Below are 13432 nucleotides of genomic sequence, written 5' to 3' on the forward strand. Positions count from 1 at the left end.
AACGGCCCGATGACATCCCAAGCCTGATCAGTCAGTTCATGACGTCGTACCACGAACGGACCAACGACCGACCGACTTTACGGACACGCCCTAGGGATGCGCCGGGGCGAGAGGCGCGACCGGTACGGCGTGGACGGAGCGGGCCGCGCGGTCCAGGGCGCTGGCGAGCAGCGCCAGGTCCGTCGGCCCGTTGCCCAGCTCCCTGACGGGCCTGCGGGCCGGCGGGTCGCCCATGCGCTCCCACTCCAGCGGTACGACGGTCGGCCGCAGCGTCGCCGTACGGGGGATACGGCCCGTCACCCGGCCGCCCTGGAACGGGGTGACCCGGCCGTCCGGATGGCCGAGGCGGCCCCGGCCCGGCGACGGGTCGTCCGGGGACGGGGTCGCGGGCGGCGGGTCCAGCACCACGCGCAGCCGCGCGCCCTGCGCCAGATCCGTGTCGCTGGTGCGGTTCGGACAGGCGGACGACGCGACCAGGTGGACGCCGAGCCGCTCACCGTCCCGCGCCACCGCCTCCAGGGCTCGGACGACGGAACCGGCCGCCGGACGGCCGGGACTGCCGAGCGCGGGCGCCACCAGCGCGTCGAAGTCGTCCACCAGCACGACGAGCCGGGGCAGCGACGGCGGTTCCGGCTCCGGTTCCGTACGCGCCGAGGTCGTCCTGAGCCGCAGCGTCCCGCTCGGCGGGGTGCGCTGCTCGCCGCCGCTCGGCGCACGCGGCCCGACCATCCGCTCCGCCACCTCGTGCCTGCTGTGCCACTCGGTGAAGTCCAGCCGGCCCAGCAGCTCCGCGCGCCGTTTCAGCTCGGCCCCCAGCGCCTGGGCGAACTCCCGCATCCTCACCGGCTCCGAGGCGACCAACAGCTCCAGGACGTGCGGCAGTTCCGTACAGGCGCCGAGCCCCTCGCCGCGCTCGCCGCCCGCGCCGTCCACCAGCAGCAGCCCCAGCCGGTCGGGCCGGTCGGCGGCGGCCAGCGAGGCGGCGACGGAGCGCAGCAGCTCCGAACGGCCGCTGCCGGACGGGCCCTCGATCAGCAGATGCGGGCCCTCCTCGGCCAGATCGACGCTCACCGGGCCGTGCGGCCCCGCGCCGAGCACCGCCGTGCAGTCGGCCGTACCCTCCGCGACGGAGGCCCAACGGGCCATCAGGGACGCCGGGGTGGCCCGCGCCAGCCCCAACTCGTCCAGCAGCCTGGCGGACGACGGCAGCGCCGCCGCAGGCCGCCCCGGGCCGCCGCCGACCGCCGTACGCAGCGGCGCCAGCGCCCGGCCGAAGCGCTCGGCCCAGGCCGTCGAGACCGCGTCGACCACGGCGACCGTGCCGTGCCCGGCCGGCTCCCCGACCGCCGTACGCAACAGGCGCAGCGCGGTGGCCACATCGCCGCTCAGCAGGCCGACGGCGCCGCACTCGCGGAAGGGCAGCGAGGCCGCGCACGCCGTCTCGTAGGTCGCGGCGACCGGCGAGAGGGGCGAGGCAGCAGGCGTCTCGGCCAGACAGATCAGATGGATGCCGGCGGCGGCGCCGGCGCTCGCCAGCCGCGCCGTCACCTGGCGCAGCGACGCGGAACCGGGATCACCGTCCACCACCACGACCGTGTACGGCCCCTCGTGCTCGGCGGCGGCCCGCGCGACGGACTCCGGGTCGGCCGAGGCCCAGCCCGTGCCGAGCGGCCCGGCGTCGAGCCTGCGGGTCAGCTCGGCGGTCCTGGCGGCGGCCTGGTCCCGGTCGTAGGCGAGCAGCAGCCGGCAGTCCTGGCCGTGCGCGGGGCGTACCTGGGGCAGCCAGCCGAGCCAGCCCCACTCCTGTCGGCGCTGCTCGGGGGTGCGCGCCCGGTCCGTGCTGATCAGGACGATCTCCAGATCGGCGGGGGAGTGCAGCGCGGCGAGCTGGGCGACGACCGAGCGGGCCAGTCCGGTGAGCCGCTCGCGGGGCCCGGCCAGGCCCAGCGAACCGGCCTCGCGCAGCCCGAGGGTCACCGGCACGCCCGGCAGCGGCCCCGCGCCGTCCGGCGCCCGCGGGTCCGTCGTGCCCAGCCGGACGACCAGCGCCTCGGGGTGGTCGTTGTCGCGCTCCCAGAGCCTCGGGCCCGGGCCGAGCGCCGTCAGCAGGATCTCGGCCGGGTCCGGCCAGGTCTCCGCGAGCGCCGCGCGGCCCGCCGGGCCGGCCGGGGGCCGGGGGCCGGGGGCGCGCTCGGCGGGCTCCTCCTCGCGGCTCCCGGCCAGGCGCCTGGCCCACGCTCCTATGCCGCCGCGCCGCCGGGCGGCGGCGTCGGGCAGCTGGGTGCCACGGGTCGGCGTGCCCTGGCGGCGGCTGCCGGTGGTCCTGCTGTGGGACTGGGGGCCGTCTCCGTGGTCGTCGTCGGCGGGGGCGTACGGCTGCTCGCTGTCGGCCGCCCTGCTGTGCGCGCCTCCCGGGCCGGTGCCGGCGTCCGGGTCCCGGCCGTCGGAGGGCCGGCTGTCGGAGGCCCTGCCGTCGGGGCCGCGTTCGGAGGTCGAGAAGCCGTAGTGCGTGTCGACGGCGCTCCGGGGGTCGGGCGCCCCCGGGTCGCGGGGCCGGCTTCCGTACGAGTGGACCGTCCGGCCGCGCGGCTCCTCGGGCCCGCTCCGGTCCTGGCCGGTGCCGTACCCGTCCCCGGCGCCGTACCGCTGATCCTGCCCGGAGGCCCGGCCGGAGCCGGGCTGGAGCCCGGGCCGCAGTCCGGGCTGGGGGGCGTGCGCGGGCGCGTGCTGGGAGCCGCGCGGGGATTCGTCGTCGTACGAGCCCTCGCCGTACGAACCTTCGCGGTACGAGCCGTCGCCGTACGCGCCGTCCCGTGATCCGTCCCGCGGCGGCCCCTGGGGCTGTCCCTGCCGCGCTCCCGGTACGGACTGCCGGCCGCCGTACTGCGGTCCGGGCGAGACGCCCGCAGGACCGAGGCCCGAGCCGTCCGAGCCGTACCCCCCGGAGCCGTACGCCCCCGTCTCCGCGGACCTGCCGTCGGCCTCGCCGACCGAGGCGCCAGCACCGTCGAGGCCGTCCGCCGGGCGCACCACCCGCAGATGGCCCTCCCCGTCCGGGGTCGTCGGCAGCGGGGGCGTCAGGCCGCCCGTCATCAGCCGGACCGCCGACTCGCCGATCCGCAGCAGCGCGCCCGGCGGCAGCCGCACCGGCCGGGGCCCCACCTCGGCGCCCTCCAGCGTCGTCCCGTTCGTCGAGCCCAGGTCCGCGACCGACACCCCGCCGTCGTCCGCGACCGTCACCGCGCAGTGCAGCCGCGACACGTCCGGGTCGTCCAGCGGGACGTCCGCGTCGGCGGACCGGCCGATCCTGATCTGCCCGCCGTGCAGCAGATGGACCCCGCCCGCGTCGGGCCCCGCGACCACCCGCAGCTGGGCCGGCGCGTCCATCTCCGCCACCCCGTGCGTCTCGTCCTGGCCCGGGACCTGGAGGGAGAGCACCGCGCCGTCGATCAGCGGCGGCTCCCCGAGGGCGCAGCGCTGCGCGTCGAGCCGTTCCGTACCCGCGTACAGCACCACGGTCCCCGACACGTCGGGTCCCGACACGGCGGTGGCGAGGGCGGAGGCGACGGCGGCCAGCGCCGTCCCGGCGGGTGCGGTGACGAGCACGTCGCACGCGCGCCCCGCGGCGTGGCCGCTGCGCGGCGCGAGGACGGTCAGCCGGATCTGCATCGCGTCAGCGGTCCCTTCTGCGCGGGGTCCCCGGCTCTGCGCGCGGGGTGCCCGGCAGGGGTACTGCCCTGTGATTCCCCCCACCACGCACGGGACGCGTCGTCCGGTACAGGTCGGCGCGCACGGTGCCGTCCCCACCCGGCACACGACGCGCTGAGGGCATCCTCGCACCTGCCACCGACAACACGCCCGGGGACCGCAGACAAGTGATCTTGAATGGTCGGCTGTGGGTGCAAAAGTGCCTGCTTGGGCGCCCCTTCGAAGCCCGTCCAGATCATCACCGGCGCCCGGCGGACAGCCGTTCGGCAACCATCACCTTCCGGTTCGCGTCTCCCGTCGGGACGGGACAGACGTACGACACGCGTGCGACCGTGTGTGCGACGGGACCGGCCGATGACCGGCCGGTGACCCGTTCGGCCGGTCTAAAGTGGGTCGGAACCCCGGGGGGTCCGGGACCATGCAAGAGGACACACCAGCAGCAGGGAGCCCATGACGTGCGGCCGGTAGGCAGCAAGTACCTCCTGGAGGAGCCGCTCGGACGCGGCGCCACCGGTGTCGTCTGGCGGGCCCGTCAGCGCGAGACCGCGGGCGCCGAGGCGGCCGTCGCCGGCCAGCCCGGCGAGACCGTCGCGATCAAGGTCCTCAAGGAGGAGCTGGCCAACGACGCGGACGTCGTGATGCGGTTCCTGCGGGAGCGCTCCGTCCTGCTCCGCCTCACGCACCCCAACATCGTGCGCACCCGCGACCTGGTCGTGGAGGGCGATCTCCTCGCCCTCGTCATGGACCTGGTCGACGGCCCCGACCTGCACCGCTACCTGCGCGACAACGGCCCGTTCAGCCCCGTCGCCGCCGCCCTGCTCACCGCCCAGATCGCGGACGCGCTCGCCGCCAGCCACGCCGACGGCGTCGTCCACCGCGACCTCAAGCCCGCCAACGTCCTCCTCAAGGACGACCACGGGCAGATGCACCCGATGCTCACCGACTTCGGCATCGCGCGCCTCGCGGACTCGCCGGGCCTGACCCGTACCCACGAATTCGTCGGCACGCCCGCCTATGTCGCGCCGGAGTCCGCCGAGGGCCGTCCGCAGACCTCCGCCGTCGACATCTACGGCGCGGGCATCCTGATGTACGAGCTGGTCACGGGCCACCCGCCGTTCGCCGGGGCGACCGCCCTGGAGGTGCTGCACCGCCACCTCAGCGAGGAGCCACGCCGGCCCTCCACCGTGCCCGAGCCGCTCTGGACCGTCATCGAGCGCTGCCTGCGCAAGAACCCCGACCAGCGGCCCAGCGCCGAGAACCTCGCCCGCGCGCTGCGGGTCGTCGCCGCCGGTGTCGGCGTGCACGCCGGCGCCGCCCAGATCGACGCGGCGCTCGGCGTCGGCGCGCTGCTCGCGCCCGACCCGGCGCCCGCCGCCGTCCCGGACACGCCGGGCGCGGCGGACCCGACCCAGGTGCTGCCCAGCAACGCCGCCACCTTCGACCCGAACGCGGCGACCAGCTTCCTGCCCTCCGGCGGTTACGCGGGAGCGGGCGGCCCCGGCGGATCCGGCGGCCCCGGACCGGGCTACGGCACGCCGGGGCCGAACGCCGACCCGACCTCGGTCATGCCGCCCGTACCCCCGGGGGAACCGGACGGCCCGCACCCCTGGCAGAGCCAGCTCCAGGCCGCCAGGGACCGCAACGAACAGACCCAGGTCCAGTACCTTGACCCCAGCCAGGACCCGCTGCGCCGCCGCCCGCACCGGCCGCAGCCCCCGCGCCAGCAGCAGCCGCCGCCCGCGAACCGGCAGGCCTCGCCGCAGGGATACCAGCAGCCGCAGCAGCCGCAGTCCCGCCGGCAGCAACAACAGCAGCCTCAGCAGCAGCGGTACGCCCCGCAGCAACAGCAGTACGCGCCGCCGCAGCCGCCTCCCCAGCAACCGGCCCCCCGGCAGCCGCGTGAGCCCCGCCAGCCCCGCCAGCGCACCGCCAACCCGATGCGCATCCCGGGCCTCGGCTGCCTCAAGGGCTGCCTCTTCACCCTCGTGGTGCTCTTCGTCGCCGGCTGGCTGGTCTGGGAGCTGACCCCGCTCCAGGACTGGATCGGCACGAGCAAGGGCTTCCTGTCGACGATCGGCGACGGCATCTCCAAAGTGACGGATTGGTTCTCGAGACTGACGGATTCGACCGGCACGCAGTGACCCTTTCGAGGGCAATACGGCACCGGGGACACCCCAGAAGCACACTTTTCGCCCCACGGAGGTGCGGGCGTGTCCCGGCCTGGGCACGGAACACCCCGATTGCCGCGTACGTTGTGGGGCAACGCCAGCCGCTGAGGGAGCAGTCTTGGCACGGAATATCGGCAGCCGGTACATCGCCCACCAGATCCTGGGACGGGGCAGCGCCGGCACGGTGTGGCTCGGCGAGGGGCCCGAAGGCCCCGTCGCCATCAAGCTGTTGCGCGAGGACCTGGCGTCCGACCAGGAGCTCGTCGGGCGCTTCGTCCAGGAGCGCACGGCCCTCCTCGGGCTCGACCACCCCCGGGTGGTCGGCGTCCGCGACCTCGTCGTGGACGGCAACGACCTCGCCCTGGTCATGGAGTTGGTACGCGGCACCGACCTGCGCACCCGTCTCGACCGCGAACGCAGGCTCGCCCCCGAGGCGGCCGTCGCGATCGTCGCCGACGTCGCCGACGCGCTCGCGGCCGCCCACAAGGCCGGGGTCGTGCACCGCGACGTCAAGCCGGAGAACATCCTGCTCGACATGGAGGGGCCGCTCGGCCCCGGCGGCGCGCACCCGGCCCTGCTCACCGACTTCGGCGTCGCCAAGCTGATCGACACCCCGCGCCGTACGAAGGCGACCAGGATCATCGGCACCCCCGACTACCTGGCGCCCGAGATCGTCGAAGGACTCCCGCCGCGCGCGGCCGTCGACATCTACGCGCTCGCCACCGTCCTGTACGAACTGCTCGCCGGCTTCACCCCGTTCGGCGGCGGCCACCCCGGAGCCGTCCTGCGCCGGCACGTCACCGAGACCGTCGTGCCGCTGCCCGGCATCCCCGACGAGCTGTGGCAGCTGCTCGTCCAGTGCCTGGCGAAGGCGCCCGCCTCCCGGCTGCGCGCCTCGGAGCTCGCCGCCCGCCTGCGGGAACAGCTCCCGGGACTCGCGGGCATCCCGCCGCTGGACGTGGACGAGCCGGACGGCGAGCCGACGGAGCAGCCGTACGAGGAACCGCGCCCCGGTTCCCCCGAGGAGCCGCGCCGCCGGGGCGCGGTCCCGCTCGTGCCCGGAGCCGTACCGGACTCCAACCGGGAGACCCACACCAGCATGCGCGTCCCGGCGCCGGACGAGCTGGCGGGCGGCGCGCGCGGTACGGCCCGCGCGCCCCGGTCGCCGAGCCTGCGCAAGCCGGGCGCGGCCCGGCACAAGGCGGAGACCGTGCGCAAGCGCCGCATCACCCTGGCGGTGGCGGCGGTCCTGCTGGCGGCGGCCCTCGGCGTGGGCGGCTGGCTGGCCGCGAGCGGCGGCGGGGACGGCCCCCCGCAGGATTCCAAGCGGACCACGTCCCCGGAGCCGTAGGCGCGGGGACGGGACCCCGGAAGCCCGCGGGGGGAGGGTTCGCGCGCTCAGCCGTTACGCTGGACCCGTGGCAGTCGTCGATGTATCCGAAGAGCTGAAGTCCCTCTCCTCGACCATGGGGTCGATCGAGGCCGTCCTGGACCTCGACAAACTGAGGGCCGACATCGCTGTTCTCGAGGAGCAGGCCGCGGCCCCGTCCCTGTGGGACGACCCGGAGGCCGCGCAGAAGATCACCAGCAAGCTTTCGCACCTCCAGGCCGAACTCCGCAAGACGGAGACCCTGCGCGGGCGCATCGACGACCTGGAGATCCTCTTCGAGCTCGCCGAGGGCGAGGACGACGCCGACGCGCTCGCCGAGGCCGAGGCCGAGCTGGAGGCGGTGCGCAAGGCGCTGGACGAGATGGAGGTACGTACCCTCCTCTCCGGCCAGTACGACGCCCGCGAGGCGCTCGTCAACATCCGCGCCGAGGCCGGCGGGGTGGACGCCGCGGACTTCGCGGAGCAGCTCCAGCGGATGTACCTGCGCTGGGCCGAGCGCCACAACTACGGTACGGAGATCTACGAGACGTCCTTCGCGGAGGAGGCCGGCATCAAGTCGACCACCTTCGCGGTGAAGGTCCCGTACGCCTACGGCACGCTCTCCGTGGAGCAGGGCACCCACCGCCTGGTCCGTATCTCGCCGTTCGACAACCAGGGCCGCCGCCAGACGTCGTTCGCCGGTGTCGAGGTGCTGCCGGTCGTGGAGTCCAGCGACCACGTCGAGATCGACGAGTCCGAGCTGCGCGTGGACGTGTACCGCGCCTCGGGCCCCGGCGGTCAGGGCGTCAACACCACCGACTCGGCGGTGCGGATCACCCACGTACCGACGGGCATCGTCGTCTCCTGCCAGAACGAGCGGTCCCAGATCCAGAACAAGGCGAGCGCGATGAACGTGCTCCAGGCGAAGCTGCTGGAGCGGCGCCGCCAGGAGGAGCAGGCCGAGATGGACGCCCTCAAGGGCGACGGCGGCAACTCCTGGGGGAACCAGATGCGTTCGTACGTCCTGCACCCGTACCAGATGGTCAAGGACCTGCGGACGGACTTCGAGGTCGGCAACCCGCACGCGGTGCTCGACGGGGAGATCGACGGTTTCCTGGAAGCCGGAATTCGCTGGCGCAAGCAGCGCGAACGGTAGAAACGCGCTTTGTCGACACACCAACTGCCGCCCCCAGGGCGGCAGTTGGCTTTTATGTCACAGTTGCGTGCCCACACCGGGGACATCTGGCGTGAATGCGGTCATCGCGCGCGCAACGGCCTTGACGCGTATGGGGAAAATGGGAAGGCTGCCCGTGGCATGCGTATTCCTGGGGCGCGTGTGACCGGGGGCGGACCAGAAGCACCCCCCGCGCGGCCGCCGCCCCGGACGCTGCACCTCAACGATCAGCTACTGGGGGTAGCAAGCAGATGACCAAGAAGACACGCGTTCGCGTGGCACGGATCGTGGCGGGCGCGGTGATCGCCGCCGGCGCGTCGCTGACCGTCGCGGGCGTCGCCCAGGCCGCCGGAGCCGGCGTGACCGTCGACGCGGGCCTCGGTATCGGTAACGACGACCCGCCCACCCAGATCCCCACCCCGCCGGTGGACCCGCCCACCACCACACCGCCGCCGCCGGTGGACCCGCCCACCACGACGCCGCCGCCTCCGGTGGACCCGCCGTCGACCACGCCGCCGCCGCCCGTGGACCCGCCGTCGACCAAGCCGCCGGTTGACCCGCCGTCCACCAAGCCGCCGGTGGACCCGCCGGGCGAGGAGCCGACCGACGAGCCGACCGACGAGCCGACCACGGGACCGACCGAGTCCGGCGGCAACGGCACGGGCGGCGGCACCGGCGGTGCCGGGACCGGCGGCTCCGCCGGCACGACCGGTGGCAGCGGCACCGACACCGACAGCCTCGGCTCGCAGCCGGTGCAGCAGGGTGAGGCCAAGGAGGAGCTGGCCGAGACCGGTGCCTTCGAGACCACGTTCCTGCTGATCGGCGCCGCGACCATGATCGCCGGGGGCATCGGGTTCCGGATGCTGCCGCGTCTGGTGGCCGGCGGACGTACCGCCGTCTGAGGACGTCGTCCCTGACGTCGGCACCCGCATACGGAAGGGCCCGGACACCGTGCACGGTGTCCGGGCCCTTCCTTGTACGTACGCACCCGTTCGCGCCGCGCGCTACGCGGTCTGCTGCACCGCCACGAAGGCCACGGCGGCGAGCAGCACCACGATCATCGTCAACAGGGCCGCCGGGCTCAGGCCGCCGAACGGGCCCTCCTGCTGGAGGCGCTCCCGGTTCGCCCGGCAGACGCGGCATCTGCCCTCACTGACGGGTCCCGCGCAGTTGGCGCACACCAATCTGTCGTAGGTCATGCGCATTCCTCCTCACCGCGCGGCGGAGCCGCAGCCAGTGTCTCCCCCCTCAACGCTCGGGGAATCGCGACTGTTCCCCTTACCACTGTGCCAGTTCCCGGACGTTTCGGCGCGCCCGGCCGGTTCCCGGTGTGACCGCTCCCACTGGCGGACGCCGTGCATCCGTGATAAATCGCCCAAGCCCGCCCCAACCTCCGCAGCGGACTGCGCGCGCCAGTCCGGTTCGCGTAAGGTCACGCACACCTGCTCCCGGCCGACCGTGGTGTATCTCGTGATTCGATTCGACAACGTCTCCAAGACCTACCCGAGGCAGACCCGTCCCGCGCTGCGTGATGTCTCGCTCGACATCGAGAAGGGGGAGTTCGTCTTCCTCGTCGGCTCGTCCGGTTCCGGCAAGTCGACCTTCCTGAGACTGATCCTCCGCGAGGAGCGCACCAGCACCGGCATGGTCCACGTCCTCGGCAAGGACCTGGCGCGCCTGTCCAACTGGAAGGTGCCCCAGATGCGCCGCCAGCTGGGCACGGTCTTCCAGGACTTCCGGCTGCTGCCGAACAAGACCGTCGCGCAGAACGTCGCGTTCGCGCAGGAGGTCATCGGCAAGTCCCGCGGCGAGACCCGCAAGTCCGTCCCGCAGGTCCTCGACCTGGTCGGACTCGGCGGCAAGGAGGACCGGATGCCCGGTGAGCTCTCCGGTGGTGAGCAGCAGCGCGTCGCCATCGCGCGCGCCTTCGTGAACCGCCCCATGCTGCTGATCGCGGACGAGCCGACCGGTAACCTCGACCCGCAGACCTCCGTGGGCATCATGAAGCTGCTGGACCGCATCAACCGCACCGGTACGACCGTGCTGATGGCGACGCACGACCAGAACATCGTCGACCAGATGCGCAAGCGTGTGCTGGAACTCGACCAGGGCCGCCTGGTGCGCGACCAGGTGCGCGGCGTCTACGGCTACCAGCACTGAGCACCGCCCGCGTCGCGTACGTACGGGGCAGTGAGCACGACCGCATTGAGCACCGAAAGCTGAAAGGACGCCATGCGCGCCCAGTTCGTCCTGTCGGAGATCGGCGTCGGCCTCCGCCGCAATCTCACGATGACCTTCGCCGTCATCATCTCCGTGGCCCTCTCGCTCGCCCTGTTCGGCGGCGCGCTGCTCATGCGCGATCAGGTCAGCACGATGAAGGACTACTGGTACGACAAGGTCAACGTCTCCATCTTCCTCTGCAACAAGGGAGATGTGACGACGTCGCCGCAGTGCACCAAGGGCGCGGTCACGACGGAGCAGCGGAAGCAGATCGAGGGCGATCTGAAGAAGATGACGACGATCGTCGAGACCGTTCACTACGAGAACGCCGACGAAGCGTACAAGCACTACAAGGAGCAGTACGGGGATTCGCCGCTCGCCGCCACGATCACCCCGGACCAGATGCCGGAATCGTTCCGCGTCAAGCTCAAGGACCCCGAGAAGTACAAGGTGGTGGCGACCGCCTTCGCGGGACGGGACGGGGTCCAGTCCGTCCAGGACCAGCGCGACATCCTCCAGAACCTGTTCGGGCTGATGCAGGGCATGAACGTCGCCGCGCTCTTCGTCATGGCGCTGATGCTCGTCATCGCGATCATGCTGATCGTCAACACCGTGCGCGTTTCTGCGTTCAGCCGACGGCGTGAGACCGGGATCATGCGCCTGGTGGGCGCGTCCAGCTTCTACATCCAGATGCCGTTCATCATGGAGGCCGCCTTCGCCGGGCTGCTCGGTGGTGTCGTCGCGTGCGCGATGTTGCTCCTCGGGCGCTACTTCCTGATCGATCATGGTCTGGATCTGTCGCACAAGATGGAACTCGTCAACTTCATCGGCTGGGACGCGGTGCTCACCAAGCTCCCGCTGGTGCTGGCGATCGCGCTGCTGATGCCCGCTCTGGCCGCTTTCATCGCGTTGCGCAAGTACCTCAGGGTGTGACAAGTGCCCTTGGCGTCGTGTCGCCAAGGGCCCGTCCGCCGGGGGGCGTTGTCCTAGACTCAACGCCATGTCGGGCTCCGAGTTGCCTCAAAGATCCCGCGGCGTCCGCCGCGGCGCGGCCCTGACCTTCGTATTCGCCAGCGTGCTGGCCACGGCCGCGGCCACGAACTCCCTGCCGCGCAGCGACGAGAAATCGCCGGTCCTGCCGCTGCGCGCCGCCTCCTCCACGGTCCACGGCGACGATGTCGCCCGCGCCGCCGCCGAGGCCATGGCGGACGGCAAGTCGGCCACGGAAGCGGCCGAGGAGGTCGTCAGCCGCAGCGGCGACCGCTGGGGCGCGGTGTACGACAAGAGTGAGTACGAAGAGTTTGAACAGGGCCTCGACGGCCGGTACACCGGCGTCGGGCTCGCGGCCCGCGGCGCCGCGGGCGGTCTGATCGAGGTGACCCGCGTCCAGCCCGGAGCGCCCGCCGCCCGGGCCGGCATCAGGGCCGGGGACACCGTACGGACCGTCGACGGCGCGTCCGTCGCGAAGCGGCCCGTGACGGAGGTCATGGCGCTGCTGCGCGGCGACACGAGGAGCGCGCCGGCCGGTTCCTCCGTGGTGCTGGGCCTGGAGCGGGACGGCCACCGCTGGACGCGGACGCTGCGGCGGGCCGAGCTGACCACCGAACCGGTCACGGTCGGCACGCTCCCGGGCGGTGCCCGGCTGATCAGGGTCGAGGCGTTCACGAAGGGCACGGGCGCGCGGGTACGGGACGCGGTGCTGGACGCCCCCGGCGACGCCGGCGTCCTCCTGGACCTGCGGGGCAACGGCGGCGGGCTGGTCTCCGAGGCCGTCACGGCCGCCTCCGCGTTCCTGGACGGCGGCCTGGTCGCCACGTACGACATAAACGGGGAGCAGCGGGTGTTGAACGCTGACCCGGGGGGCGACACGACCCGGCCCCTGGTGGTGCTGGTGGACAGCGGCACGATGAGCGCGGCCGAGCTGGTGACGGGCGCCCTCCAGGACCGGGGCCGGTCCATCACGGTCGGGGCGCGTACGTTCGGGAAGGGCTCGGTGCAGATGCCGAGCAAGCTGCCGGACGGCTCCGTCGCGGAGCTGACCGTCGGGCACTACCGCACGCCGGCCGGCCACGGGGTCGACGGCCGGGGCATCACCCCGGACGTGCAGGTGAGCGAGCGGGCACAGGACCGGGCGCGGACGGTGCTCAGCGGCCTCGGCGGAAATGGTTAAGGAAAACCGCGTCCAGGTGCGAAAATGGAAGGACTATGGCTAAGGAAACAGGGCGCAAGCTGATCGCGCAGAACAAGAAGGCGCGGCACGACTACCTCATTATCGACACGTACGAGTGCGGTCTGGTGCTGACCGGCACCGAGGTGAAGTCCCTGCGCCAGGGGCGGGCGTCGCTGACGGACGGCTTCGTCCAGATCGACGGCGGCGAGGCCTGGCTGCACAACGTGCACGTACCGGAGTACACGCAGGGGACGTGGACCAACCACAGCGCCCGGCGGAAGCGGAAGCTCCTGATGCACCGGCTGGAGATCGACAAGCTGGACTCCAAGTCGAGCGAGTCGGGGCACACGATCGTGCCGCTGGCCATGTACTTCAAGGACGGCCGGGCGAAGATCGAGATCGCGCTGGCGAAGGGCAAGAAGGAGTACGACAAGCGTCAGACGCTGCGGGAGAAGCAGGACCTGCGGGAGACGAACCGCGCGATCGCGGCGGTCCGGCGCAAGCAGCGGGCCTGACCGGCCCGGCGGCCGTGCGCACCGCGCGGGGAATACGCGTGGACCGTGGTCGGTTGATCACGTAGGATGGGCCGTGCACTCCATCGAGGGTGCACGCAGGAAGCAGTT

General features: G+C 73.0%; 10 protein-coding genes. 8 read left to right on the top strand and 2 right to left on the bottom strand.

Annotated features, from left to right (window positions below):
- Positions 1 to 90 precede the first annotated feature (90 nt).
- Positions 91 to 3669, bottom strand: coding sequence for an FtsK/SpoIIIE domain-containing protein (locus ACIODU_RS11830; protein ID WP_401766781.1), 3579 nt, complete (start codon positions 3667 to 3669; stop codon positions 91 to 93).
- A gap of 494 nt (positions 3670 to 4163) precedes the next feature.
- On the opposite strand from ACIODU_RS11830, the gene ACIODU_RS11835 reads away from it, so the two are divergent.
- From ACIODU_RS11835 to ACIODU_RS11850, 4 genes are all read left to right on the top strand, one after another.
- The gene (locus tag ACIODU_RS11835) at positions 4164 to 5849 is read left to right on the top strand and encodes a serine/threonine-protein kinase (protein WP_401766784.1); all 1686 of its coding nucleotides are present in this window, start codon (positions 4164 to 4166) and stop codon (positions 5847 to 5849) included.
- A 145-nt stretch (positions 5850 to 5994) separates the two neighbouring features.
- Positions 5995 to 7227, top strand: coding sequence for a serine/threonine-protein kinase (locus tag ACIODU_RS11840; RefSeq protein ID WP_356428829.1), 1233 nt, complete (start codon positions 5995 to 5997; stop codon positions 7225 to 7227).
- Between the two features lie 67 nt (positions 7228 to 7294).
- The gene (gene prfB / locus ACIODU_RS11845) at positions 7295 to 8401 is read left to right on the top strand and encodes a peptide chain release factor 2 (RefSeq protein ID WP_161309355.1); all 1107 of its coding nucleotides are present in this window, start codon (positions 7295 to 7297) and stop codon (positions 8399 to 8401) included.
- 269 nt (positions 8402 to 8670) lie between these two features.
- A complete protein-coding gene (locus ACIODU_RS11850) occupies positions 8671 to 9321 on the top strand; it encodes a hypothetical protein (RefSeq protein ID WP_401766788.1) in 651 nt (216 codons plus the stop codon).
- A gap of 102 nt (positions 9322 to 9423) precedes the next feature.
- Here the strand turns inward: ACIODU_RS11850 and ACIODU_RS11855 are convergent, their stop codons facing one another.
- Positions 9424 to 9618, bottom strand: a complete 195-nt coding sequence (locus tag ACIODU_RS11855; RefSeq protein ID WP_356428823.1) for a hypothetical protein — start codon at positions 9616 to 9618, stop codon at positions 9424 to 9426.
- 271 nt (positions 9619 to 9889) lie between these two features.
- Here ACIODU_RS11855 and ftsE point away from each other — a divergent pair, with 271 nt between their 5' ends.
- From ftsE to smpB, 4 genes are all read left to right on the top strand, one after another.
- A complete protein-coding gene (gene ftsE / locus ACIODU_RS11860) occupies positions 9890 to 10579 on the top strand; it encodes a cell division ATP-binding protein FtsE (protein WP_356428820.1) in 690 nt (229 codons plus the stop codon).
- A 72-nt stretch (positions 10580 to 10651) separates the two neighbouring features.
- Positions 10652 to 11572: a permease-like cell division protein FtsX gene (ftsX, locus tag ACIODU_RS11865; protein WP_161311573.1), complete on the top strand. Its 921-nt coding sequence runs from the start codon at positions 10652 to 10654 to the stop codon at positions 11570 to 11572.
- Between the two features lie 67 nt (positions 11573 to 11639).
- The gene (locus tag ACIODU_RS11870) at positions 11640 to 12809 is read left to right on the top strand and encodes a S41 family peptidase (RefSeq protein WP_401766793.1); all 1170 of its coding nucleotides are present in this window, start codon (positions 11640 to 11642) and stop codon (positions 12807 to 12809) included.
- 35 nt (positions 12810 to 12844) lie between these two features.
- Positions 12845 to 13324, top strand: a complete 480-nt coding sequence (gene smpB, locus ACIODU_RS11875; RefSeq protein ID WP_356428814.1) for an SsrA-binding protein SmpB — start codon at positions 12845 to 12847, stop codon at positions 13322 to 13324.
- The last annotated feature ends 108 nt before the right edge of the window (positions 13325 to 13432 follow it).

Origin of the sequence: Streptomyces sp. NPDC088261 (assembly GCF_044740805.1) — a bacterium.
In the GTDB taxonomy this organism is placed as follows: domain Bacteria; phylum Actinomycetota; class Actinomycetes; order Streptomycetales; family Streptomycetaceae; genus Streptomyces.

Excerpts from the sequence above, each read along its gene's own strand:
- ACIODU_RS11855 (WP_356428823.1), bottom strand. The coding sequence starts at position 9,618 with ATGACCTACGACAGATTGGTGTGCGCCAACTGCGCGGGACCCGTCAGT.
- ACIODU_RS11870 (WP_401766793.1), top strand. The coding sequence starts at position 11,640 with ATGTCGGGCTCCGAGTTGCCTCAAAGATCCCGCGGCGTCCGCCGCGGC.
- ACIODU_RS11850 (WP_401766788.1), top strand. The coding sequence starts at position 8,671 with ATGACCAAGAAGACACGCGTTCGCGTGGCACGGATCGTGGCGGGCGCG.
- smpB (WP_356428814.1), top strand. The coding sequence starts at position 12,845 with ATGGCTAAGGAAACAGGGCGCAAGCTGATCGCGCAGAACAAGAAGGCG.
- ACIODU_RS11830 (WP_401766781.1), bottom strand. The coding sequence starts at position 3,669 with ATGCAGATCCGGCTGACCGTCCTCGCGCCGCGCAGCGGCCACGCCGCG.
- ftsX (WP_161311573.1), top strand. The coding sequence starts at position 10,652 with ATGCGCGCCCAGTTCGTCCTGTCGGAGATCGGCGTCGGCCTCCGCCGC.